Genomic DNA, 24749 nt, shown 5'->3' with positions numbered 1-24749 from the left:
AGAAGAAGTATGAAAATATTCGCAGAAACGGAACGCTTAATCTTGAGAGAAATACTACCTACAGATATAGAAGGTTTTTTCGAACTGGATTCGGATCCTGAAGTACACCGTTACCTTGGAAATACGCCTGTAAAAAGCAAAGATCAAATCGTTGAAGTGATCAATTTTATCAGGCAGCAGTACATTGACAATGGAATCGGCAGATGGGCCATTATTGACAAAGCTACTAATGATTTTATAGGTTGGGCCGGCCTAAAGTTCGTGACAGAAGAGACTAACAATCATATTGAATATTACGATTTAGGTTATCGATTAGTCAAAAGATACTGGGGCAAAGGGATTGCAACAGAAGCAGCTTGGGCCTCTCTAGCCTATGCCTTTGACCAATTAGAAGTGGAAAATGTTTATGCTATGGCAGATTGCGATAATGATGGCTCTAATAAAATCCTCAAGAAGGTCGGTCTGGTTCGTGTCGAGACTTTTGACCTTGACGGTGTACCGCATCATTGGTATGCTATAGACCGATCTACCTATAACACAAAAAAACTAAGCCACTAAAGGATGATTTAGTGGCTTAGTTGAATCTGGATTAGGACGCTTTATTTTAGTACCCCCATTTGACATTTAGATTGTGTTTTTCGGCGAATTGTTTCCCTAGGGTATATACACCTTCAAATAACTGATCTACATTGGGTGCATAATCTTTCTCAATTTTCTGAAGTACGACTTGCTTCTCTTCGTCGGGAGCTTTTGTGTCGCAAAGCTTAGCATATGCTGTATACTCATTTTTGTATACCGGTAATACTGCTTCAAACAACTTGACAGATTGCTCTCTTAACACTTTAGCATCTTCGTCTGATACGTTTAGCGCTTGAATGTCCTTGATCGCTTTTTCAACAGATAGAATCTTCATTGCCACAATTTGCTGGGCTTCATCGCCATTCTTTTTACTAGCAGGCACATCTGGAAATTCGACGGTCTCTTGTTCCAGACGTTTTCCAAATGTAGCGGGATCAAAATCAGCAATAAGATTGGTGTTCAGTACAACCAGTCCAAAAAACTTATCAGGGCTTGCTGACTGGCAGGCTACAAAAAACAAAGTGGTTAATGCGAAAATAAAAAAACGGAATTGCTTCATATATGTGATTATTTAGAGCTACAAAACTAAACAATTCTATCTTGGGGATATCAACAAATGGGAAATATTTTCCCCATACCCGATTATAATATTAGTGTGTACATCAACTCCTCATCCTGCACGCCATCTGGCCAAAGTACCTGTTCGGAATGTGTATATTGAAATCCGAAACGTTGATTTGCAGCTTTCGAAACTTCGTTTCCTGCACGATGAGACACAAGAATAGCAACACACCCTTTTCCCCTAGCCCAGGCAATTCGCTCTGCATAAAACAACTTAGACAGACCTTTTCCGCGATGCTCTTCCTTCACAAAAGAGGAAAACAAAATAGCCTTAGAATGATCTCCATTGTAGAGTGCCACCCCGGTCAAGCCCACCAAAATACCCTGGTAATATAGTCCAAAAATTGCGCTACTTTCATTTTCCAACAACGTGCGCCAAGTCTCATCACTATAAGCCACCTCTTTCTGATAACTACTTCCAAACTTATCTGGATTGGTATGAAGCGCTTCCAACCTAATTGTTTTATAATCTTCCCAATCGGACGGTAATATACGTTTTAGCAAATATGGTGTATCTATACTCTTCATTTTTGGCGACATTATATCGGGAATACCAATCCCTTATAGCTTACATAGACAACAAAAATACATTTTTTGTCTTTTCATTCCGGTATATCATCTCATAAACTTATAAGGGTAGGTTACAAATTTGATCTCTAAATTTGTAGTGTGGGATTATTTTACGATTTTTATTTAAGCTTTTTATTGGTTTAATATTTGTGCTATAAACTCAAATTCTGGATATGACGAAATTTTTGGCTCTCCCCTTCTACGTTAAACTAGCCTGTACATTAATCAGCATCATTGCTATCGTATACATCGCACGTGTAGGTCAGGTAATTATTGTTCCTTTTATACTTGGAAGTCTTTTTGCTCTTTTGCTGACTCCGCTAGGTGGTTGGATGGAACGTAGATTAAAAATGCCTAGGATTCTTGCATCACTTATCTCTTTGCTACTTTTCTTCACGCTACTGATCGGGATTGTCGTTTTATTAGGCTCCCAGTTGACGAATCTAAAAGAGGATTGGCCAGCTTTTGAACGGCAAGTGGTGCAGGGTATGGAAGTATTTCAGGATTGGATATCTCAAAATTTGCATATTAATTACTCCGACCAGATGGAATACCTCTCAGACACCTTGACAAAGTCGGTGAGCCGTGGAACAGCCATATTGGGCGTTGCGCTACTCTCCATGTCATCCACATTTATCTTACTGGTCTTTACCTTTTTATACACGTTTTTTATTTTGGTGTATCGTCGGCATATCGTCCGTTTTCTTCTCCTTCTCAACAAAGACCAACATCACAATATTGTCCTGGACATCGTATCCCAAGTACAATATGTTGTAAAACGTTACCTCATCGGTTTATTTCTACAAATGATTATCGTAGCGACAATGACCTTCATCGCACTTACAGCGATTGGCGTAAAATATAGCCTCATGCTAGCCATATTCACCGGTTTCTTTAACGTACTCCCCTACGTAGGGATATTCTTATCGATGTTGATTATTGCCTTGATTACCTTTGCAACGTCTTCCTTCATGCATGTTATCTTAGTTTTAATAGCGTTGGTTGTGATCCATTTTATAGATAGCAATTTTGTTGTCCCTAAAATCGTTGGCTCTAAGGTACAGGTAAACTCTATGGTCGCTATGATGGCTATCTTCTTTGGCGAATTACTATGGGGAATCTCCGGGATGTTTTTGGCCATTCCTATCCTTGCCATCTGTAAGATTGTCTTTGACCGTATCTTCGAACTAAAACCTTGGGGATTTCTCCTAGGCGAAGATGATGATAAGGATAGCTACATGAAGCTTAAAAAGGAAATCTGTGAAAGAAACTCAAGACTGTAATAGGAAATCAGCATAAAAATCAGGGATTTCGCTTTGGTATATAGCCTGCGCCACCTCGCTGATGGGGTAGTCGACCTTTATTATCTCAGCTTCTACATCCCTTGCCGAAATCGTTAAAATGGAGTATGATGCCTTTCTATCAACTTCTTTGCTCCTTCCCACAGAACCGCAATTCACAAAAAGTACATCAGACTCTTTTTGGATATAGGAGTAATGGGTATGCCCCATTACGATTGCATCAATGTCTCCATTTATTAAATCTGATGCTATAGATTGCTTATTGTCTTTTTCGAAAATATAATGTTCGTTACTGATAGGTGTCGCATGAACAAGTAAAACTCGTTTAAAAAATCCATCTATCCTAAACGTGAGTGTAAGGCTAAAAGGTAGATCACCCAACCACTCTTTGTTATCGGAGTAGATAGTTTGTTTCGAATGGGCAATAGCTTTGTCCCTATTTGCAGTTTCGATTGCATCATGGTGCTCCAACGGAAATACCGCTATATCATAAGCGATGCGTTCATCATGGTTGCCCAATAAGCAGGGGATGCCTCTTTTTTTGACCAGCGAGATTACCTCATTGCCCCATGGAGCAAAGTCAACCAAATCTCCTAGGCAATAAATTTGGCTTATTCCTCTATTATCAATATCTGCTAAAACATGTTCCAATGCAATAAGATTGGCGTGGATATCACTGACTATGGCTATCTGTACTGATTTCATCCGATTCTATTTGTTGCGGACAAAGATACCGAATCCTGCTCCCCTATTGAAAGTACTTTTAGACAAATATGTGGTATAATTGAACAGTTCGGGCATAGGATCCGAACTGTATTTAACTCGGGGCCCTTTCTTACCCCAAAAAGGCAAACTTATTTTCGAAAGCCGCACCTATAACGGGAATAGGCTTTTTCTGTTCGTTTACAGCGTTAATTATGCCGAAAACCCAAAGAATAAAAAGGAGGATTCCGACATAATTCAAAAAGGCAAGTGTAGGAATAATAGTCACAATGATGGACAGTGCTACATTGACCACCAAAGATAAGATAAAGAAACCTAGTCCTTGCCGAAGATGATAACTGACCAGGTCACTTTTAGGTTGTATATCCTTGCTTTTGACATAGGCGATAATCCAACCGATAATAGTTACATAACTTAAGATAGAAAGCGTTTTGTTGCTCATGATTAAACTAATTTTTAACCAAATCTAAACCATCCCCTTCTTCTTGACAACAGCCGATGTGTATACGGTGGCTTTAGCTTTGCAGTTGCCGCTTTCGACTTTGTAAAGGCTGGTACAATCAAAAAATGCTACGATGGTTTCATCTGTTTAAAAAAGGCTTCTTTATTAGCTCGTGATATCGGAATGGAGGCCTTATCCTGCATCTGCACAATTCCTTCTCTGGAATAGCTCAGGACATACTGTAGGTTGATTAAATGTGACTGATGTATACGCATAAAATGAGGTAAAACCAGAATTTCCTCATAGTGTTTCAGGGATTTGGAAACAATAATCTTCTTTCCGTCCACCAACATAAACGTGGTGTAGGAACCCGATGTCTCACATCGTACAATTTGGTCTACCTTGACGACATGCATCGCTTCTTGGGTCGGCAAAATTATTCGATCCGGCATTTTATTATAGTCTACAGCCAGTCCCTGTATCTGTGTCTGTAATGAGGCTGAAGGTTTGGATTCTGGAAGTCGCCCAACGGCTTCCTGAAGCTCTTCGGTATCAATAGGTTTTAATAAATAATCTAACGCATTAAACTTAAAAGCCCTTATGGCGTGCTCCTCATAAGCTGTGGTAAAAATCAGTTGAAACTCTTTATAAGAAATCTGCTGGAGCACATCGAACCCCGTGCCGCGCTGTAACATAATATCCATAAACACCAAATCGGGTTTGAGTCGGTCTATAATTCTTACCGCATCTTCTGTATTTTCGGCATAACCTATAACCTGAATCTTCTCGGGAGCCACCATTTCCAATAATATAGACAAGGCTTCACGCAAATGGTATTCATCTTCTATGATAATAGTTCTGTACATTATAATTAGATTATAGGAATTGCTAAATACACGACACAACCGAATCCTTCTTCCCGATCACGCACTTCGAGGCGAACGAACGGATTGTTGGGATACATCAAAGCAAGCCGCTCATTTGTTATTCCTGTGGATAGAGAGTTGTGTGATACATTGACCTTATTGCCCTTTGACTCTTCAAGCCCTATACCATTATCGGTAATTGTGCACTCTAAGATATCATGCGCTGTGTCCAGATGGAATTGTATTTCCAATAGTCCCCGGCGTATTTCTGCCAATGGTTTTAAACCATGTTCAATCGCATTTTCGACAAAGGGCTGTAACAACAACGGTGGTATACTGATGTCTGTTGAAATTGTTTCGTCTACATGAATATTATAGTCAAAACTAGCATTAAGACGTAATTGTTGCAGGTCTATATAGTTTTTTAAGGTCCGTATCTCTTCCTCGAGTAAGATATGTTCCATACGCGACTGCTCCAGCACCTGCCTGGTCAATTTGGCGAATTTGCCTAGATAAGACACAGAGGTAACGCGGTCATTTTGGAGAATCATACTTTGGATATTGCCTAATAGGTTGAAGATAAAATGAGGGTCCATCTGCGACTGAAGCAACCTCCGTTCGAGAGACAGTTTTTCCGCCAATGCTTCCAACGATTCCTTTTCCATCAATTGAACTTTCAATTCACTATTGGTCTGTTGCTGTTGCAATATATCTTCCCGGTTCTGATAATACCGCTGTCTATAATAATAAGAACGATACATGAATACTAAGCCGATCAACAGGACAGATGAGATACCATAGCCTAGAAATTTATTTTTTTTTTCTAAGCTGTTTTCTTTTTCTAACTGCTCAATCAGCGCTTGCTTTTTTTCGGACTCGAATCTCGCATCTGCATTTTGCATTATTTTTTGCGTCGCTTCGTCATATTTTAGCTTATTATACTTATTGAAATAGGTATCATACTCGTGGTAGGAAACATAGTCCTTTTCGGCTGCAGCGAGTTCCTTTAGACAGCCAAAGAATGTAGCCAATAAATCGTTATCCTTATAAGGCATCGTCTGTTGATATGCAATCCCTTCTTTAAAGAGACTTTCGGCAGTCCTAAAGTTCCCTTTTTGAAAAAAGAATTGCCCCCTCAGTCCCAAGGAACTGCGATAGATATTGCGTAAGTTATAGTGCATCCCTATCTGCGTGGCTTTCTCAAGGTTGGCAAGGAACGCAGATTCATCTATAGGCTTAGGACCATTCATATAAAGTACGGCAAGATTGATATGAGCGATTCCGATATTACTCTTGCTGACTATGGCGCTTTCTACCTGTTCGGCCTGCCAGATTGTTTCTTTAAAAAAGGAAACTGCTTTCTGCCATTGTGCCGGATTTCCTGTAGCTGCGCTGTCCAGCAGGTAACTCCCCACTGCCAGCCGGGCATGTAGGATGCTCTCTGAATCTGCAGATTTTTCCGCAAAGCGAAGCGCTTCATCCGCATATTTATGAACATTAGCATTAGAACTGGGGCTAAATAGATACGATACATCTGCCCCTATTTTGGCACAGTAGGCATATTCATCCAACGTTGTAAATAAATTATACGCCTTCAACATATATTCTATAGCTCCCGCCTTGTCATCGATGTAAGAACGCTGCAAGCCCATCGCCCAATTGGCGTATGCGGTAGCCCGGCGGTTATTGATTCTACCCGCTATTTCAAAAGACCTCTCGGCATAATCTGTAAACTCCTTTAGATGAAGCAATCGTCTATTCGTCATAGCTAAATAGGCATAACATATAGCTTCATCTGCGGGACTGTTTTTCTGTTGTGCCAACAAAAGTGCCTGGTTCTGCGTGCGAACACTTGCAGTGGTATCTGCAAAGCGTAATGCATAACCATCAATAGCCATCTGTTCGATATCGCTCTGCTTTTGCGCTGACGCCCCATTAGCATAAAGTAGACCGCACAATAGGGAAACAAGACATCGCATTACCCAACGTTGGAAGAAATATATTTCAAAAAAACTGAAAATCCCTTTCATAAAGTTTGTTAAAAGCCTGCTAATTTAGTTAATAAACTGATAAATCAGGAGAGGGCACCAATCGTAACACTTCTTTAGACCGTCTAAATGGCTCTATTTCCTTTTCAAGGCAACAGCATCTTAAACTTACAAAAAGCCAATTCGACCGAATACAAAACCAAATAGTCTATTTACAAATTGAAGTAAGACTCTTTCCTATTGAATTTTTATTCTTGTCCTATAAAAACGTCGTAACTATGAAAATATCAACTGTACTCCATACTTTTCTTTTTATCTCATTGAGCAGTCTATTCGCTATATCGACTTCACATGCCCAACAATGGGATGGAAATAGAATGAAGATAGAACTATCCATCAATAATGGTGCTAATACTACCGTCTCCAGTCTCACCTCGCTTTCTATTTCTTACAATAACCCATCCGCTACTACAACTAAAGATTCTGTAGAGAACTTGGTCATTGAGGATTATAACCCATGTTATATTGTTATCACTTTTGACCAATTAGACCTCCCTTTATTGCGCCTCTTCAGACAAAAAAACACGACGTTAAATGGTCAAATCACGGTAACAGATTCGTATGGTAAGCGGCCTACACGAAAAATCGAGCTCAAGTCTGTGGTGATGGACGGAATGAACGATAATTTCATAAACGACAGTGAAACCTCCTTTATGAATTTGAGCTGCAAAGAATTAATTGTTGACGGTATAATCTTAAAGAATTAATTTCAAGGGATTTTTTAGCATATTTCAACCTATAGCATGAATACCCTAAAACAAAGTGAACTTATCGCCCTTTTGGGACTTCCTAGTACAGCCCCTCAAATGGTTAGCTTCTTTGAGCAATATGATCTGGGGAAACTTCCAAAGACTATTACCCCAAATCAAGGAACTAAAAGTATCGTATCTAAATCGCTAAACATTTCATTTTGGTTCAAGTACGATATAAAAAACGATAAATACCAACCTCCTGTAAGTCCTAAAAACGACAACTATAAATTTGTTGCCTATTTGTCCAGCATTATGTTTACCCATACGGAGCACTCGGACAAACGTCCTGACCCTAAGCCTATCGGCTTTTGGGATGTACTTCTGCCACCTAATGCGCTACAAAACGACGTACAAACACTCATGGGAAATCCTGTAGATAGAACTGCGTTAGAGAGCACTTATGAAATGGCCTTAAATACAGATCAGGTGCTCACCGTAAAGTATAGTGATGGCGGAAAAGGAAAACTACTCTATAGTAGCTGGGCGGCTGTAAAACAACAGTCTGAAATTATTGGACGGGATTTTTTCAATCGTGATCACGATTTTGAAAGCTTTCCCTTTTTACGAAGAGCACATACGGTAATCATCAAATGGTTATTTGACAACAGGCTACTCCATATTGATAAACAGGCCTATGAAATTCCACTCAAACCGGAAGAGGGGGCCATCTTAGATTTTGTGGACACCTATTTAAATAATCATATTTGGAAGAATCAATTGGTGGATGCCCCCCTTCTATCTTCTTTTTTATATACGATTACGACGAATAGACTGCTCACAGCCCCCGATGGGACACCAAACTCCTTCTATATTCGTAGCCTCCTACTGGAGACCTTAGACCAAACTGCTGCTTTTGAACGCCTATATGAAGACCATTTTGACGCTGTTGATCAGTTCTTAAATCATATTATATTTGATGCCCCACTATATCAGGGAGCAGTTTCTTTACTGGACGAAAAGTTTAAATTATTCAAAACCTGGAGATCAACACTATAAATAAGTGTATCATGTCAAATACTATTTTACCCCCAATCACACAGAATGAAATCGACCAAGCAAAAGGAGATACTTGGGATTATTTATTCCTATTTTTAGACAAGTACGATGAGATAATCTCTTCATCTTCAAAAGACGAAGATGAAGTTTTGGACGAATTCACGGACGAACAACATATCCTAATGGAATTTAATGCGCTTTATGGTCAGGTGACGAACGGCGGTTTTATTCAGTTAATCCAAAATGGTTACGGTAGTTATATATTTGACAATCCCTTTGCAGAAGGTATAAAGGCTTGGGGCGCAACTGCAACCGCCGAGATCGTTGACCTTGCGAAGGTAATATATGACACCCATAGAGACGACCTAGAAAGAGAAAGAACCCTTGAGGAGTTTTCTAAAATGTATAAAGCATATCCTGAATTTGCTCCGCTTGAAGATAAATTTTATGAGATAATCGACCAAGAACTGGAAGTAATTAAGGAATTTATCTCCAATAATATACACCTTTTTGCTACCCTATCATGAAACAACATATACAACAACAGGCTGAAAAGGCTCTACTGGAGGGCGACTACACTAAGGCAGCTAGAATATGGGTACAGGCAAACGCCCTGCCCCAAAACATCAACGAGCTAAAAAGTATTTTTAAACGAATAAACTCCTTGCTTGAAAAAACGCCACATCCTGACCTATATGCTATATTAGGTATAATCGCTCTAGATTATAACGAAGTCTTCGATGCGAATAGAGAAAGTGCCCTTATCGAGTGTGTACAATGGAGTAAACGGGGCTTAGAAATAGATGCCGATAACTACAATTGTAATAGACACGCTGGGTCTGCTCTATATTGGCTCGGTGATACGAATTCCGCAACCGGATATTATAAAAAAGCAGCAGCGCTATGCCCATCTCCGGTCTTACAAATCCGGTTATTCAACCTTCAAAACCAAGGCAATCCGAATCCAGACTTTGCTACGCTTTCTATTGATACCGAACCCCTAATAGCTATGGAAGCCTACAATGCGGGTGTTGAGATTAACTATTTATTGGAGCAATACTCTAATATACCAACAGATGAAGTGGAACGATTGACGCTGCTCAAGCAGCAATGTTATGGACACGCTCATCGTTTATATCATGGAGCTGTGGTGCAGAATAATGGTGACTTTGTTAATTATGACCCCCAGACTTTTGCAATGTGCTGTAATAATCTGGCACGGGAACTACGGTTGCACGGGGAACATGAAAAAGCTATCGTTATCTGTACTGACGGGATAGAACAGTACTACTTTATGGTGATACTGCAAAATAGATTTGGCGCTTATATAGATGCTGGTCAGCTAGAAAATGCACTTAATGATGGTAAAAGACTGATTGATGAATTTGGTGATGAAATGGACCTTATTACCTATTTCACTACTATAGATAATATCTGTTCCTGTCAAATGGAACTCAAACTATATGAAGAGGCGCTCCAATGGCTTAACGCAGGGCTAGAAACTTACTATGAACTAGACAGTACGGATCCTATAACCCACGACAGTGAGGTGGTACGTTGTTTCACTAATTTTTTCATCCATAAATCTAATGCGGAAAGCGCTTTGGGGATACAACCCGAAGTAACCATAGCTTCGGAGGGTACTGATCTATTGCTAGAACAGATGCCAGACAACCCAAGTTTGCTAATAAGCCGTGCCAAGACTTTTATCGATTCAGGTGATTTTGCCAAAGCAATGGAATGCTATCAGTACGCATTACATTTTGCTTCAGAAAAGGGTCAGGAAAGGTCTATTCAGGTGGCGCTATATAATATGGGATACCTCCAGGTAGCACACCTTAATGATAGTGAAGCTGCCTGCGCAAGTTTTGAACAAAGTATAACCTCTGGCAATCCAGATTTTTGGTGCTACTATTGGGCAACACATTGTACCTATCATCTCGCCGAAAACGAAAAAACCTTATATTATGGAGATGGTGCTTTAAAAGCGCTTCCGCAACAGGAAAATGTAACGGAAGATATCATTGCAGAGCTATACGAACATATGGGTACTACTTGCTTAGACTTACAACGTTATGATGATGCTATAGCTTATCTTCAGCAATCTTTGGCCTTTCAAGATATGCCGATTACCCGTGCCAACCTAAAAGTTGCTGAAGCTACGAAACAACGTTCAAAAGGATTTTTTCACAAATTATTCAACAAATAAAAAGTCATTCATAACTTTTTGCACTTTGGTATGATTTTAGCGCAAAAGCTGAAACGAAAACTTAGTGTATGGAAATATTGTTGATTGTACTTGGCTTTGTAATTATGGTCTATTTATTAAATAGACAGAAAGACGAAATCAAGGGGCTGAGAGAAGGGCTGTCTCATACTTTTGAACAACTGAATACGTTGAGAAGTCTATTGGAGGGAATCAAGAACAATGTTCCTGTTGAGCAACTCCCGGAAAAGGAGGAATCAGCGCCTGAAGAGCTACATCAAGTGCAAGAAGTAATAACTTCTACCCCTATAGTCGAGCCTGAAGATATCATTCCCATACCACCACCTATCCCTGATATGCTGAGACAGGAGGTGCTAGAGGAGTCATTGCCTGCAATTACTACAACAGAAGAACATGAAAATACTATTCCTGTTCAACCGGTTATCGAAGAGGAACAGTTGTCCTGGTTTGAAAAATTCAAACAGAAGAATCCGGATATCGAGCGCTTTATCGGTGAAAACCTAATTAACAAAATCGGTATTATCATTCTCGTACTGGGTATCAGTTTCTTCGTCAAATATGCAATTGACAAAGAATGGATTAATGAACCGGCTCGTGTTGGTATTGGCATCTTAGCCGGCGGTATACTTTTGGGGGTAGCACATCGATTAAGGGCCAAATTCAAAGCTTTCAGTTCGGTATTGGTCGCTGGTGGTATTGCTGTGTTCTATTTTACGATCGGCATTGCATTTCACGATTATCAGCTATTTAACCAGACTACAGCCTTTGTCATTATGGTGGCAATTACAGCTTTTAGTATTTTTGTATCCCTGGCCTACAACCGGCAAGAGCTTGCCGTCATGTCCGCTATAGGTGGCTTTGCCGTACCGTTTATGGTCAGCACAGGGAATGGCAATTATCATGTATTACTAACCTATATCTCGCTTCTGAACTTAGGTATATTAACTATTTCTTATTTCAAAAGGTGGTTTGTCGTAAACTTTACGGCATTCGTTTTAACTTTCCTTATCGTTGCAGCTTGGTACATTTCCTTGGATTCGCCATCAACACTGGTACTGGTCCACGCACTGCGTTATTGTATCTTGCTCTACGTTATATTTACAGTAGCATTTATTATAAACAATATGCTACATAAGAATAAGTTTGCAAATTATGAAGTCGGAGCCGTAATATCGAATACGTCGGCATTCTATGCGATTGGTTATCATATTATCCACAGTTATTCTCCTGCCCATGTCGGTCTCTTTACGATATTACTCGCAGCTTTCAATATTCTCTTTGCATACGTGATTTTCAAGAAGTACAGATTTGACAAAACAATTATCTTAGTTCTTATTGGCTTGGCGCTGACACTAGCGACAATCACTATTCCAGTCCAATTTGAGGGCAACTATGTAACTATCTTTTGGGCATGTGAAGCGGTACTTCTCTTATGGCTGACGCACCAATCTCAACTAAAAGGTTTTTTAGTGGGGGGAATTATCGTGCAATGGCTAGCGATACTTAGTCTCTTACAAGACATCGCAGCTTATATTGAAGATGAAGTGTCGCACATGTTTGTATTGAACACCGTATTTATCACGGGAGTCATGGTTATCGGCTCGCTAGTAACCTGTTATAAGCTACTAAAATTATATTCTTACGAGTACGCGCTATATGGCGCCCGTTTCAATCAGATTGCTTATCGTAAATTTATATTTGTACTGGCGTTGGTTTTCGCTTACATTCTTCCGCTTATCGAAATCGGCTATCAAACGGCTCACTATTTTGAAAACTCGGGTACTGTTTACTTCTTCCTTTACCTCTACCATATGGTATTCAGTACGCTCCTCTTATATTTTGGTAAGTGTAGGACAAAACTAATTGAGACATTGTCCGATGTCTTGACTATAATCAATGCTATATTCTATGTCATTGTTGCCTACCGAATTCCAATCATTGAGAAATATACCACATTTATTTATAATGATGGAGGTTTTCCTTTTGCGTTCAACCTACATTACCTTTCGATTGCAGCGTTAATACTACAAGTATTTTGGTTTCTGAAACGTAATTTCTTACAACTTCCTGCGACCGGAAAACGGAATGTTTACACGGCTTGGTTGGTTGCCTTTTTTATCGTGTATCTATGTAGCGCAGAAGTCAACATTGCCTTTTTATTTCAAGCGGCAAATTTTGATGACTATTATACTACTCGCGAATTTGTAATGAAAGTTATTTTTCCAATATTATGGGGACTGCTATCTTTTACCTTCTTGATTTATGGAATTAAGAAAAATCTAAAAACAGCTCGCGTCATTGCGCTGAGCCTACTCGGAATTACGATACTTAAACTATTCATCTACGATATACGAGATGTATCGGAAACGGGTAAAATAATTGCTTTTATTCTATTAGGGGCCTTAATTCTCATAATCTCTTTTGTGTATCAAAAAATTAAAAAACTAGTCGTCGATAATGACCATGAACAGGTATAAATTTCTTTTATTCACTTCACTTTTTATGTTTGTTTTTTGCTTGACTACAGCAAAAGCTCAACAAATACAAGCTACAGTGAGCGCCGTTGAAAATGGTTACAGCAGTATCCTGATACCTCAAGAATTTAGGGCTAGAACAGCTAACAATCTGAGTACGATACGATTAAAAGATGCTAAAGGCAATGAAGTCCCATTTGTCGTGAAACCACAGGAGGCGGACTTATCTTTTTTTTCGCCAATCCCGTACGAACATATAAAAAATACCGTTGATAGCACTGAAGTATTTCTTATTGACCAGAAGGACAAGAAAAAAAGGAGTGGCTACATTATACAGGTTGCCAACTCGGATAATAATAAAAAATATTTTATAGAAGGCAGTGATGATATGCAAAACTGGTTTGGTATCGTAAATAATGGGATTCTGACAGGTCTAAAGGACGATACCCAGACCTTTACCAGCAAGTCGATTAATTTCCCTCCGGTGGACTATCGCTATATCCGTATTATGCTTGACAATAAGCGTTCTTCACCAATTAGAGTCCTAAATATTGGCGAAATAAAAAATAGTGGAACCACACTAAAGCTGGAAAAGATAAAGGATATTTCTTACAAGCAGACAAATAATCCTGAGCATAAAACGACAACGATAGCTATTACTAAAGACTTATGGACACCTATTGATTATTTTGTAGTCTATGCAAGCAGTCCAAAACAATATTACCGGACCGCATACACGTACGTGGAACAACAAAAGGCAAGCGCAGTAAAAAATAATAGTAAACAAAAACATAGTATCAGCGAATACCTCCAACTCCATAGTAATGCAGGTGAAACATATCCACTACAAGACTCCTATCCTAGTCTATTCTTTATGGAAATCGAAAATGAGGATAATCCTCCGCTCAAAATAGATAGTATCTTATTCTACCAGACCCCTATTCATTTGATTGCTGATTTGGATAAAAAGCAAACATACAGCTTGCAAGTAGACAGCAATTGGAATGCTCCTAACTATGATTTATCTAAAATAGACCTCGATCTACCTGCAGACATTCCCATAGCAAAAGTAAGTGATATCCAAGTCAATAAAACGGATAGCACATTAGAAGATAAGGGCTACGGAAACTGGGTATTGATTGGTTGCTCCATCCTTGGGATATTCTTAGTTTTTTATTTTGGCAAAGGCCTCATAAAAGACTTGAATAAAGAAAAATAAACGTTAAAAAAGATTGATACGGTTTCCCGTAAATAGTGCTATATTTATGGTGCATCTTTGTACCTAGATTAGTAAGGATATTTTCTAGCGTAAAAAAACTGAGTACCAAACAAAAACATAATCCTGACCTATGACTGCAAAAGAATTTGTATACAATATTCGGGCAAATCAACCCCAACGTATGCACCTTGAAAACAGGTTAAATACAGAAACATTACATGGCATTTTAAGTGATGCACATATTCCCGATTCAGGATCAAACTACCAAGAGCATGGCAACGAAATTTTGAACCTACTCCACAACTTTGACCTGTCGCGATTGAACGTCTATGATATCACCTTTGATCATGACCTAGAGGTGTACCAAGACTTCCTATTTTTTGGATGGGATACAATTGGAGACAGACTAGCATACCATATCCCTTCAGGAGAGGTGGTAAGTTACTATCTACATGGAGATTGTATTAATTTCAAATGTGCTAAGAATGACAGACAGTTTTTACAGTTGTTTTTTGAATTGTACCTTCTGCTAAAAGGACGTTTAGAAACCGAAGATGAACAGACTAAAGACAAGATAAAGGAAGAGTTTTGGTCAAAAACCACATCTACCCTTCCTGATGCTTACTGGAAACATTACGAAAGGTTTTTGATTCACCCTTAAAGTATTCTATCTTCTGGACTAGTCAGCTACCGGGCAAACTTTCTATATTTGCATTTCCATCTATTAAAAGGGAAGTTAGCTATGTACAACTTTAAGAACGACTATTCAGAGGGAGCGCATATGCGTATTTTAGATAAGCTGCGAGAGAGTAATCTCGTACAACAGCTTGGCTATGGAGAGGATGATTATAGTCTGGAGGCAAAAGCTATCCTTAGACAAAAAATAGCTAATCCAGCGGCAGAAATATATTTTCTGTCTGCAGGAACGCAAACAAATCTATTGGTTATCTCTTGCCTTCTCCAATCGCATGAGGCTGTAATAAGTGCGCAGTCTGGTCATATCTATGCCCATGAAGCTGGAGCAATAGAAGCTACAGGTCATCGGGTTATTACGGCAGAGACCAAAGACGGTAAACTGAGGGTTGCAGATATCGAACAGATTTTACAGAATCACACCTTAAGGCCACATGTTGTAAAACCTAAACTGGTGTATATTTCCAACTCTACGGAAATCGGAACCATATATCAGTTGTCGGAATTAAAAGCCCTGTCTGATTGTTGTAAGCTGCACGGCCTCCTGTTGTTTTTAGACGGAGCGCGATTAGGCAACGCACTTACAGCGTCCAATAACGATATTACACTTGCCCAGATCAGTCAACTGACGGATGTATTCTATATCGGAGCGACCAAAAATGGAGCTTTACTGGGAGAAGCAGTAGTCTTCAATAGCCCATTATTGTATCCTGACTTTGATTATGCATTAAAACAAAAGGGTGCCCTATTGGCCAAGGGAAGAATACTGGGAATACAATTTTTAGAGTTATTTAGAGATAACCTCTATTTTGAACTGGCAGACCATGCCAATAGAATGGCAATGAAAATAGCTGAAGCCGCAGAAGAGATTGGTTATAATTTTTTAACGCGTTCTACAACGAATCAGGTATTCCCAATTTTACCCCGCCGTACTATTGATGAGCTCCATAAGAAATACCTGTTCTTCGAATGGAAATCTATAGACAAAGACAATTCCGCCGTACGATTGATTACCTCATGGGCCACGCCAGAATCTGTGGTCAATGAGTTTATTACAGATTTAAGGTCATTGCAATAGACGGGGGCTAAACACCCCGTTGATGTAATGCAATTCTATTACCTTCTGAATCTTCAAACTCTGCGACAAAAAAATTATATTGATTGTTCTTAGTCTTAGGATACAAAACATGTCCTCCATACTCGACTACTTTTTGAAGGGTATCGTCTATATTGTCAGTTTTAAAATATAGGATAACTCCATTTTTTGTCGGAATATATACGTCTCCCTTGGCCAATGCTCCCGAAATGCCTGATCTGGATTCTGAAAAAGGAAAAAGTGCCATTTCATAGTTATCGATAATCTCCTTTTCAAAAGCAAAGCCAAAGACATTTGCGTAAAAATGTTCACCCCGACGTAAATCGTTCACCGGAATTTCAAAATAGATGACAGGATTGGTAGTAGACATCGCTATACGTAGTTGATTTTTGTACCAGATAAATATACTCAGTTTTCCTGAAATCTTAATTAAAGAAGTATACAATCACAAATAAAGAAGGTACCGCAATACCTATCCAAAGAAGGACGCCCAATACAAACGGCTTGATACCAACGGACCGCATTACTTTTAAAGACAAGCCTGAACCTATTAAAAAAAGCACGACAGTAAGTCCACTTTTCGATAAGGCCACAATTGAGGTGCCTAGCTCATGTAAAAATTGAACATAGGTATTGCCTAAAACTGCCAGTACAAAAAGACCAATGAAATAGGGTATTTTAATTTTGGTTCCCTTTTCCTTAAAAAGGAAAGCACTACCAAATGTTACAGGAATAATCCATAAGGCTCTGGTCAATTTGACAGAAGTTGCTATCTGTAAGGCCTGTTCGCCGTACCTACTTGCAGCTCCGACTACCGAACTCGTATCCTGTATAGCTACAGCGCTCCAAAGTCCAAATTGATTCTCCGAAAGATGAAATAAGTGACCCAAAGGAGGGAAAAGGAACAAAGCTATCGCATTCAATATAAAGATTGTCCCTAAAGCAACGCTAATTTGTGCTTGCTTTGCTTTTATAACGGGCGAAATTGCTGCTATAGCGCTGCCTCCACAGATAGCTGTCCCTACTGTAATCAAGAAAGAGATTTTCTTGTCCATCTTAAATACTACTCCAACTACGTAACCTAAGATAAGTATTCCAAACAGAGAGCATACCGTTAATAAGAATCCATTCTTGCTTGCTCCTATAGTAGACTCTACATCCATTCCAAATCCTAATCCAATCACAGATACCTGTAATAAAATATGGGTCAACTTTGCCGTAGTATCTGGAAAAGGATTATTGAAACATTGGGCGATTATAACCCCTATCAAGAGTGCCAAAGGAGCCGAAATAAACGGAAATAAACAGAGTACTCCGACTCCGACAAAGATAATTGCTTGTATAGACAAGGGATGTCTATTTTTGAAAATGCAGGCACTCTCCGATCTGTTAACAAGTCTCTTATTTAATCTGTTGGTATGTTCTTTTTCTAACATCATGTGTATTTTATTTTCTTCTTATTAGCTACAAATTTCAGCAGTGTGGCTATGGAAAGAAAATGAGAAATCTCTATACGACATAACCCAAGGTTATGACACCTATTCCACAACATCACTATAGCTGCCTACACAGAATAGCTCCTAATTTCACAACATTACCTCCAGCGTCTTTCTTGCATCATCCATAGTGCTCCTGAAAGGAGTAAAAAACCTCAGCTTTCAACGAAAAGATTCCTATCTTTGACTATTAGATTGAATAAGCTTTCCTAAGTAAGCTTTAACACATAAATTAATACGTATCCGAAACGATAAATATCTGTATCAACTGATAAAAATTTTATGGAATTATATGATTTTGGCATAGTTGGTCTTGGTGTTATGGGAAGAAACCTCCTATTAAACATGGCCGATAATAAATTTGCCGTAGCGGGATTAGACCTCGACCTCGCTAAAGTACAGTCTTTAGAAAACGAAATTAACGACAACCACCAGGTAAAAGCTACCACATCGGTAGCTGACTTTACACAGGCCATCCGAAAGCCTAGAGCTATCATGTTATTGGTTCCTGCAGGAAATCCAGTCGATAGCGCCATAAATAGCCTACTTCCCCATCTAGAAGAAGGAGATATTATTATCGATGGTGGTAACTCCTACTTTCCTGATACTGATCGTCGTTTTATAGAACTATCGAAACAAAACATACACTTCTTCGGAATGGGTATCTCTGGAGGCGAGAAAGGTGCCCGTTTTGGCCCTAGCTTAATGCCAGGAGGTGATAAAAATGCTTATGAACGTCTACGCCCTATATTTGAGGCTGTTGCCGCAAAAGTAAATGGAGAGCCCTGTGTAACCTATCTGGGCAACGGTTCTGCTGGAAACTATGTTAAAATGGTCCACAATGGGATAGAATATGGTGTCATGCAGCTTATTGCCGAAACTTATGACTTAATGAAACGTGGTTTCGGAATTTCGGATGATAAAATACAGCAAACATTTGCCAATTGGAATAAGGGAGAATTACATTCATTTCTAGTAGAAATAACTTCTGAAATCCTGAATAAATTTGATGAAGATGGTCAACGTCTTGTCCACGTAATCTCTGATTGGGCAAAATCAAAGGGAACGGGTAAATGGACTTCACAAAATGCAATGGATCTACAAGCTCCGATTCCAGTAATAGATGCAGCTGTAACGATGCGTGATATGTCTAAGTTAAAACCTGAGCGTATACAGGCTGCGAAAAAATTAACTTGGGCTCCTTCAATTGATGCTATAAACGAAGATGAGGTCATCGAACAAATAAAAGATGCCTTCTATTTCGCCATGTTAAACACATACGCACAAGGGCTAGCACAGCTTACCATAGCGTCCGAAACATACAACTATGGCTTAAACCTAGAACAGGTTGCTAAAATATGGCGTGGAGGCTGTATCATCAGAGCTGCGGCTTTGGAAGATTTCAGACAAGCCTATAGCCGTAACCCGGCATTAAGAAACATCCTATTGGATGATACGATCGCACAGAATATAGCGGCAAGACAAGAGGGTGCTAGAGCTACGATCAAATATGCTATTGACGGTGGTATCCCATTCGGTGCGTATATGAATGCCTTAGCGTATTTCGACTCGTATCGCTCGGAGCGTATGCCTACGAACATCATACAAGCACAACGTGACTATTTTGGCGCACATACCTATGAACGCATAGACCGTGAGGGGTCGTTTCATACGCAGTGGGATTAAGATAAATTGATTACCTTTTTTATAATACAATGAAGACCAGTAAAAAAGCCAGACCTTCCATTATAGTAATTTTTGGAGGTACGGGAGATTTGGCGAAGCGTAAATTGATACCCGCTTTTTACAATTTGTTTTTAGATAATTGGATGCCTGAAAAATTTGCTATTATTGGCCTAGGCCGTAGCGAACTTGATAATACCACATACAGGTCACATCTTGCTGAAGGTTTATCTGAATTTTCTAGAACGGGGGCACCCGAGCAACAAAAATGGGAAGAATTCAACCCTAATATTTCTTATTTCCAATCGAATATCGATGATATCGATTCGTATAAAGCGCTGGCAGCTCAATTGGACGCGCTGGATGAATTGTGGGGTGAACGTGCAAACAGATTGTTTTATCTTTCTGTAGCTCCCCGCTTTATTGAAGCAGCTACCTTATATATTAACGAATCTGGCCTTGCTAGTAATCCTGAAAAGGACCGTATTGTCATCGAAAAACCTTTCGGAAATGATAAAGACACGGCTGTTGCACTAAACAAACTTTTGAGGCAAACCTTTCAAGAAAAGCAAATTTATAGAATCGACCACTATCTTGGCAAAGAGACTGTACAGAATATTCTTGCCTTTCGATTCGGCAACGCGCTTTTTGAACCGCTTTGGAATAGAAACTTTATCGATTCCGTTCAAATCACCGTTGCTGAGCAAGTAGGGGTTGAAAACCGTGGAGGATTCTATGAAAGTGCGGGAGCATTGAAAGATATGGTGCAAAACCACCTCTTACAAATATTATGTATGGTGGCTATGGAAGCCCCTGCTTCTTTCAAATCGGAAGAGATACGAAACCGCAAGGTGGATGTATTGCGGGCTATACGTCGTATCAAACCGGAAGAGGTACAACGTTATGCAGTACGTGGACAATACGGTGAGGGTTGGTTACAGGGTAAAAAAGTACCTGGATACAGAGAGGAAGAAGGAGTAAATCCTGAATCAAATACAGAAACATTTGTAGCGGTTAAGTTCTTTTTGGACAACTGGCGCTGGCAGGGTGTGCCTTTTTATTTACGGACAGGGAAGCGGATGCAGGAGAAACACTCTTCGATTACCATACAGTTCAAACCTGTGCCACACTCTACGTTCTCTGATGGGCAGATGGATAATCTGATGCCCAACAAGCTGACTATAAATATACAGCCTCAAATGGACATCCGCTTACGTTTTATGACAAAGCGTCCAGGTTTGACGATGGCACTAAACCCTTCGGAAATGGTCTTCGATTATGATACGTGCTCGACCCAATCACCGGAAGCATACGAAACGCTATTGCTCGATGCGCTTAATGGTGACGCTACACTCTTTATGCGTTCGGATCAAGTCGAAGAGGCTTGGGATGTGATCACTCCAATACAGGAGGCATGGGAAAGCAGAAGTACACTTGATTTTCCAAACTATGCTTCAGGAACCTGGGGTCCAGAAAATGCAGAAGCCTTGGTCGCTCAAAACGGTCATGTATGGGCTGTAAATGCACATCACAAATCCAGATAAAAGGGCTTTTAGCCAAACTAGATGAGTTGAGTATAGTTATACATTAAAAGTTTGAGAAATTGATACAGATATTTGAAAACACACAATTATTGACTGAAGCGGCTGCCGCTCTGTTTGTAGATACCGCAAAGAAAGCAATAGCTGAACGCGGAAAATTTACGGTGGCGCTCACTGGTGGTTCTTCTCCTATAGCTTTGCATAAGCTACTTGCATCTGCAGCGTATCGAGAACTGATAGATTGGCAAAAAGTATTTGTCTTTTGGGGTGACGAGCGTTGGGTGCCATTTGAAGATGAACGTAGTAATACGACAATGGCATTTGAAACATTATTGAATCATGTTCCAATTCCAAAAGAACAGATCTACGCAATGTACAGTGAAACGGCAACTCCAGTGGAATATGCAACACAATACGAAGAAACGATAAAAGCAGTGGTAGGTGAAGATGGTTCGTTTGACCTGATCTTATTGGGCATGGGCGATGATGGGCACACGGCATCTTTATTCCCTCACACAGCTGTGCTTCATGAAGACAAAAAATGGGTCGATGCTTATTACCTAGAACCTCAGAGCATGTATAGAATCACACTAACTGCACCGCTCATTAATAAGGCTAAAAATATTGCTGTACTTACATTTGGTGAGAAGAAAACCAATGCATTATATGAGGTATTAGAAGGTGCAAGAAATGTAGAAGAATACCCTTCTCAGCTACTGAACCCTATAAATGGCACTTTGGTATTCTTAACAGATAAGGTTGCCGCGAGCAAACTGAATATCTCGAAATAAATAGGGCATTTTCTTTTATAAAAAAAGTGGTCACACATATAAAATGCGTGACCACTTTTTTTATAACCTGGACTTTTTAATGAAAGCTCCTAAAGAAGGTCTATTAGGAGCTTCAATTCTAAAACTAGGAATTAAGCTTCTTTATTGCTTGAATACGACGTAGTAAATCAGCATAATGATCTGCTTCAAATCCTTTGCTGCCTTTAGCCATTTTCTTAACCCGTATTTCAGTATCATTGAGCTCACTCAAGATTAAAATCCGCATATCAGAAAGATTTGGATTGTAAGGTGTAAGACCTGCTGCAGCGTAAGCAGTCTCCTGTACAGGTTTATCCAATTTCAGCATTACACCAAGACGGTCTACATAGGCACGTTGTAATCCACGTTTGAACATATCATCCTTGGCACCTTTAAATATAGAACTGGAGACATCTGTCAATAGCTCCTTGACGGTATAAGCTTTTGTACCATTCTTAAATTCATTATCGATCATACGGGCAAAACCATAGGTTTCTAACAGTGATGTCAATACCTGATTTTGCATCTCTTGCACTTTATTAGCCATAGTACCGTAGTCAATACGCTTCATCAGATTGGTATCCAACAGCCAGTAAGGTGTCTCGAAGACATGTTTGTTGACAAAAGCAACAGCTCCTTGTTGCTTCTCTTTAGCAACGTAAGTATATACTGCTCCAGCTTCGCTCTTGGTTTTGTAGTCCTCAGTCATCGCCCCTACATATGCTATAGCATGGTTGATATAACGACGGTACTGTCCGATCAAGTCCTTGTAAAGATCTTTCGTATCTTCCAAACTACCATTCTGTTCGTAGGTCCATTTTTCCAAATTAGGAAGGATATACTTTAGATTCGCAATACCGTACTCTCCGGCTTTGACGGCATCATTTCCTAGGTCTTCACTTTGTGCCCTTGGATCCATAGACCCTTGCTTACCATAATAGTACAACGGATCTCCAGCCTTCTCCTGTATTTTAGCTTCCCACCAATCGCGATCTTGCTCAGGTGTCCTACCTCCGTGATGACGATATCCGAAATCAATTGCAAAACGATCGTATGCCCCGATTTTAGGATAAATATTTTTTACTCCGTCACCAGGCTGCGCTACATAATTAAAACGTGCATAATCCATAATGGACGGTGCTGTACCATACTTCTCTGTAAACGACGGTGAACGCAATGAGTCTACATCAAAGGCGTAGCTGGAACCAAAGTTGTGCAATAGCCCTAAACTATGTCCTAATTCATGTGAAGATACAAAACGGATCAATTGTCCCATTTGCTCATCAGACAGTTTTGCACCACGTGCTCCCTCATTGATCGCAGCAGTCTGCACGAAGAACCAATTGCGCAATAAGGACATCACATTGTGGTACCATCCTACATGACTCTCAACAATCTCACCTGAGCGCGGATCCGAAATACGCGGACCGTAAGCGTTCTCTATCTCCGACGCGAAGTAACGGATCACGGAATAGCGAGCATCTTCGGTACTGAATGTAGGATCCTCTTCAGCTGTAGGCGCTTCTTTACCTACAATAGCATTCTTGAAACCTGCGGCCTCGAATGCCGAGTTCCAATCATTTACTCCTTCGATAAGGTAAGGAACCCATTTTTTTGGAGTCGCTGGATCGATATAGAAGACAATCTGTTTCTTCGGTTCGACCAGTTCGCCACGTGCATAGGCTTCTGCATCTGAAGGTTCAAGGCGATAACGTTGTATAAAAGCATTGCGCGTTACCTTTTGATCATTCGCACCGAAATCCAACTTTCGATTAGAAAAATACCCCACACGCTCATTTTCATAACGCGCCTGCATAGGTACCTTAGGCAACAGGACCATAGAGGTATTCAAACCAAAAGTCATCGTACCCACTGAATTGTCTGCCGGGAGCACTGGTGATTTGAAGGTCTTTACTGTCCGCACCTCTACATTCTCTGGGAAAGACTTAATGGTATCGATATAAGATTTCTGCGCATCAATACCTGCAATCTTATAAGTCTTCTTTAATTTTTCAGGCAATGGCATACCCGGTATCTCACCGTTATAGAAATCGGTTACATCGATAACCACATTTTTGCCTCCATTATTGAAAGCTTTGATATCAAAAGCAGCTAATATCGGAAGAGCATTGGAATTGGCAAGTGCAGCATCCATATCTCGATTTACAGTTGCGATATAGGCATAACTCGGTACGCGTATATATATGGTATTCTCGCGACGTTGCCATTGCCAAAGCTGCTCATTCAACATCTCTCCGCCATACTGAGAACGGAATTCTTTTAAACCTACTGGTGTCTGTGTAAAACGTGTGACAACCAACATATCGCGATTCAGCAAGGTATCCGGGATCTCCATATAATACTTATCATCTACTTTGTAAGTATTAAAAAGTCCTGTTGATTTCTTTGCATCGCTAGTAATTAGCTCTTCAAATTTCTTGATCTTATCTTTTTTAGATTTATCGGATTGCTCTTTCTTCTCCGACTCCACCTTAGTTGGAAGATTAACCAAACCTCCCCATTTTCCAGATTGCCCTACGGTAACTGTAGCTTGCAAGCTTAATATCGCCAACGCGATTCCTAATTTATTTTTATATCTCATTATCAATTATG

At 39.8% G+C, this 24749-nt stretch carries 22 protein-coding genes; 13 read left to right on the top strand and 9 right to left on the bottom strand.

Going from position 1 to position 24749, the window contains the following annotated elements; all coding sequences use genetic code 11:
- Positions 1-9 precede the first annotated feature (9 nt).
- Positions 10-558, top strand: coding sequence for a GNAT family N-acetyltransferase (locus CLV99_RS13065; protein WP_133584939.1), 549 nt, complete (start codon positions 10-12; stop codon positions 556-558).
- Between the two features lie 46 nt (positions 559-604).
- Here CLV99_RS13065 and CLV99_RS13060 read toward each other — a convergent pair whose 3' ends face one another.
- Together CLV99_RS13060 and CLV99_RS13055 are read right to left on the bottom strand one after the other, a co-directional pair.
- Entirely contained in the window at positions 605-1138 is a 534-nt protein-coding gene (locus CLV99_RS13060; protein ID WP_133584938.1) for a hypothetical protein, read from the bottom strand.
- A gap of 83 nt (positions 1139-1221) precedes the next feature.
- The gene (locus tag CLV99_RS13055) at positions 1222-1728 is read right to left on the bottom strand and encodes a GNAT family N-acetyltransferase (RefSeq protein WP_162850106.1); all 507 of its coding nucleotides are present in this window, start codon (positions 1726-1728) and stop codon (positions 1222-1224) included.
- Positions 1729-1943: 215 nt separating this feature from the next.
- On the opposite strand from CLV99_RS13055, the gene CLV99_RS13050 reads away from it, so the two are divergent.
- A complete protein-coding gene (locus tag CLV99_RS13050; RefSeq protein WP_133584936.1) occupies positions 1944-3053 on the top strand; it encodes an AI-2E family transporter in 1110 nt (369 codons plus the stop codon).
- Here CLV99_RS13050 and CLV99_RS13045 read toward each other — a convergent pair.
- The 4 genes from CLV99_RS13045 to CLV99_RS13030 all read right to left on the bottom strand — a co-directional run bounded on the left by CLV99_RS13045 (position 3042) and on the right by CLV99_RS13030 (position 7132).
- On the bottom strand, positions 3042-3776 hold the full coding sequence (locus CLV99_RS13045; protein WP_133584935.1) for a metallophosphoesterase family protein: 735 nt from the start codon (positions 3774-3776) through the stop codon (positions 3042-3044). The genes CLV99_RS13050 and CLV99_RS13045 overlap by 12 nt on opposite strands.
- A gap of 130 nt (positions 3777-3906) precedes the next feature.
- Positions 3907-4236 (bottom strand): DUF4870 domain-containing protein, encoded by a 330-nt coding sequence (locus CLV99_RS13040; protein ID WP_133584934.1) that lies wholly within the window; start codon positions 4234-4236, stop codon positions 3907-3909.
- Positions 4237-4364: 128 nt separating this feature from the next.
- Entirely contained in the window at positions 4365-5102 is a 738-nt protein-coding gene (locus CLV99_RS13035; RefSeq protein WP_246032764.1) for a LytR/AlgR family response regulator transcription factor, read from the bottom strand.
- Positions 5103-5107: 5 nt separating this feature from the next.
- Positions 5108-7132 (bottom strand): sensor histidine kinase, encoded by a 2025-nt coding sequence (locus CLV99_RS13030; RefSeq protein ID WP_133584933.1) that lies wholly within the window; start codon positions 7130-7132, stop codon positions 5108-5110.
- Between the two features lie 236 nt (positions 7133-7368).
- On the opposite strand from CLV99_RS13030, the gene CLV99_RS13025 reads away from it, so the two are divergent.
- From CLV99_RS13025 to CLV99_RS12990, 8 genes are all read left to right on the top strand, one after another.
- Positions 7369-7857, top strand: a complete 489-nt coding sequence (locus tag CLV99_RS13025; protein ID WP_133584932.1) for a hypothetical protein — start codon at positions 7369-7371, stop codon at positions 7855-7857.
- 36 nt (positions 7858-7893) lie between these two features.
- Positions 7894-8898, top strand: a complete 1005-nt coding sequence (locus tag CLV99_RS13020; protein WP_133584931.1) for a hypothetical protein — start codon at positions 7894-7896, stop codon at positions 8896-8898.
- Between the two features lie 11 nt (positions 8899-8909).
- Positions 8910-9425, top strand: coding sequence for a DMP19 family protein (locus tag CLV99_RS13015; RefSeq protein WP_133584930.1), 516 nt, complete (start codon positions 8910-8912; stop codon positions 9423-9425).
- Positions 9422-11107 (top strand): tetratricopeptide repeat protein, encoded by a 1686-nt coding sequence (locus tag CLV99_RS13010; protein ID WP_133584929.1) that lies wholly within the window; start codon positions 9422-9424, stop codon positions 11105-11107. Before CLV99_RS13015 ends, CLV99_RS13010 begins: the two co-directional genes overlap by 4 nt.
- A 68-nt stretch (positions 11108-11175) precedes the next feature.
- Positions 11176-13602: a DUF2339 domain-containing protein gene (locus CLV99_RS13005; RefSeq protein WP_133584928.1), complete on the top strand. Its 2427-nt coding sequence runs from the start codon at positions 11176-11178 to the stop codon at positions 13600-13602.
- Positions 13603-13627: 25 nt separating this feature from the next.
- Positions 13628-14818: a hypothetical protein gene (locus CLV99_RS13000; protein WP_211348536.1), complete on the top strand. Its 1191-nt coding sequence runs from the start codon at positions 13628-13630 to the stop codon at positions 14816-14818.
- Between the two features lie 130 nt (positions 14819-14948).
- Entirely contained in the window at positions 14949-15479 is a 531-nt protein-coding gene (locus tag CLV99_RS12995) for a hypothetical protein (protein WP_133584926.1), read from the top strand.
- Between the two features lie 81 nt (positions 15480-15560).
- A complete protein-coding gene (locus tag CLV99_RS12990; RefSeq protein ID WP_133584925.1) occupies positions 15561-16589 on the top strand; it encodes a threonine aldolase family protein in 1029 nt (342 codons plus the stop codon).
- A 7-nt stretch (positions 16590-16596) separates the two neighbouring features.
- Here CLV99_RS12990 and CLV99_RS12985 read toward each other — a convergent pair whose 3' ends face one another.
- Together CLV99_RS12985 and CLV99_RS12980 are read right to left on the bottom strand one after the other, a co-directional pair.
- Positions 16597-16977: a VOC family protein gene (locus tag CLV99_RS12985; RefSeq protein WP_133584924.1), complete on the bottom strand. Its 381-nt coding sequence runs from the start codon at positions 16975-16977 to the stop codon at positions 16597-16599.
- Positions 16978-17032: 55 nt separating this feature from the next.
- Positions 17033-18046: a YeiH family protein gene (locus CLV99_RS12980; protein WP_317126630.1), complete on the bottom strand. Its 1014-nt coding sequence runs from the start codon at positions 18044-18046 to the stop codon at positions 17033-17035.
- Positions 18047-18385: 339 nt separating this feature from the next.
- On the opposite strand from CLV99_RS12980, the gene gndA reads away from it, so the two are divergent.
- Genes gndA through pgl form a run of 3 tightly spaced genes read left to right on the top strand, consistent with a single transcriptional unit; the run spans position 18386 to position 22118 of the window.
- Complete coding sequence (gene gndA / locus CLV99_RS12975; protein ID WP_133584923.1) at positions 18386-19789, top strand: NADP-dependent phosphogluconate dehydrogenase; 1404 nt, start codon at positions 18386-18388, stop codon at positions 19787-19789.
- Between the two features lie 29 nt (positions 19790-19818).
- Positions 19819-21330, top strand: a complete 1512-nt coding sequence (zwf, locus tag CLV99_RS12970; RefSeq protein WP_133584922.1) for a glucose-6-phosphate dehydrogenase — start codon at positions 19819-19821, stop codon at positions 21328-21330.
- Positions 21331-21389: 59 nt separating this feature from the next.
- Positions 21390-22118 carry a 6-phosphogluconolactonase gene (gene pgl / locus CLV99_RS12965; protein WP_133584921.1) on the top strand — a complete coding sequence of 243 codons (729 nt, stop codon included), beginning with the start codon at positions 21390-21392 and terminating at the stop codon, positions 22116-22118.
- A gap of 124 nt (positions 22119-22242) precedes the next feature.
- On the opposite strand, the gene CLV99_RS12960 is transcribed toward pgl, so the two are convergent.
- Positions 22243-24738, bottom strand: coding sequence for a zinc-dependent metalloprotease (locus CLV99_RS12960; RefSeq protein WP_133584920.1), 2496 nt, complete (start codon positions 24736-24738; stop codon positions 22243-22245).
- Positions 24739-24749 lie beyond the last annotated feature (11 nt).

It is taken from the genome of Sphingobacterium yanglingense, assembly GCF_004363245.1.
GTDB classification, from domain to species: domain Bacteria; phylum Bacteroidota; class Bacteroidia; order Sphingobacteriales; family Sphingobacteriaceae; genus Sphingobacterium; species Sphingobacterium yanglingense.
Note: the sequence above shows the minus strand (reverse complement) of the source record. Positions and strands in the feature narration are given on the sequence as shown.

Coding starts and splice junctions, on each gene's coding strand:
- CLV99_RS13065 (WP_133584939.1), top strand. CDS start 10: ATGAAAATATTCGCAGAAACGGAACGCTTAATCTTGAGAGAAATACTA.
- CLV99_RS13060 (WP_133584938.1), bottom strand. CDS start 1,138: ATGAAGCAATTCCGTTTTTTTATTTTCGCATTAACCACTTTGTTTTTT.
- CLV99_RS13055 (WP_162850106.1), bottom strand. CDS start 1,728: ATGAAGAGTATAGATACACCATATTTGCTAAAACGTATATTACCGTCC.
- CLV99_RS13050 (WP_133584936.1), top strand. CDS start 1,944: ATGACGAAATTTTTGGCTCTCCCCTTCTACGTTAAACTAGCCTGTACA.
- CLV99_RS13045 (WP_133584935.1), bottom strand. CDS start 3,776: ATGAAATCAGTACAGATAGCCATAGTCAGTGATATCCACGCCAATCTT.
- CLV99_RS13040 (WP_133584934.1), bottom strand. CDS start 4,236: ATGAGCAACAAAACGCTTTCTATCTTAAGTTATGTAACTATTATCGGT.
- CLV99_RS13035 (WP_246032764.1), bottom strand. CDS start 5,102: ATGTACAGAACTATTATCATAGAAGATGAATACCATTTGCGTGAAGCC.
- CLV99_RS13030 (WP_133584933.1), bottom strand. CDS start 7,132: ATGAAAGGGATTTTCAGTTTTTTTGAAATATATTTCTTCCAACGTTGG.
- CLV99_RS13025 (WP_133584932.1), top strand. CDS start 7,369: ATGAAAATATCAACTGTACTCCATACTTTTCTTTTTATCTCATTGAGC.
- CLV99_RS13020 (WP_133584931.1), top strand. CDS start 7,894: ATGAATACCCTAAAACAAAGTGAACTTATCGCCCTTTTGGGACTTCCT.
- CLV99_RS13015 (WP_133584930.1), top strand. CDS start 8,910: ATGTCAAATACTATTTTACCCCCAATCACACAGAATGAAATCGACCAA.
- CLV99_RS13010 (WP_133584929.1), top strand. CDS start 9,422: ATGAAACAACATATACAACAACAGGCTGAAAAGGCTCTACTGGAGGGC.
- CLV99_RS13005 (WP_133584928.1), top strand. CDS start 11,176: ATGGAAATATTGTTGATTGTACTTGGCTTTGTAATTATGGTCTATTTA.
- CLV99_RS13000 (WP_211348536.1), top strand. CDS start 13,628: ATGTTTGTTTTTTGCTTGACTACAGCAAAAGCTCAACAAATACAAGCT.
- CLV99_RS12995 (WP_133584926.1), top strand. CDS start 14,949: ATGACTGCAAAAGAATTTGTATACAATATTCGGGCAAATCAACCCCAA.
- CLV99_RS12990 (WP_133584925.1), top strand. CDS start 15,561: ATGTACAACTTTAAGAACGACTATTCAGAGGGAGCGCATATGCGTATT.
- CLV99_RS12985 (WP_133584924.1), bottom strand. CDS start 16,977: ATGTCTACTACCAATCCTGTCATCTATTTTGAAATTCCGGTGAACGAT.
- CLV99_RS12980 (WP_317126630.1), bottom strand. CDS start 18,046: ATGATGTTAGAAAAAGAACATACCAACAGATTAAATAAGAGACTTGTT.
- gndA (WP_133584923.1), top strand. CDS start 18,386: ATGGAATTATATGATTTTGGCATAGTTGGTCTTGGTGTTATGGGAAGA.
- zwf (WP_133584922.1), top strand. CDS start 19,819: ATGAAGACCAGTAAAAAAGCCAGACCTTCCATTATAGTAATTTTTGGA.
- CLV99_RS12960 (WP_133584920.1), bottom strand. CDS start 24,738: ATGAGATATAAAAATAAATTAGGAATCGCGTTGGCGATATTAAGCTTG.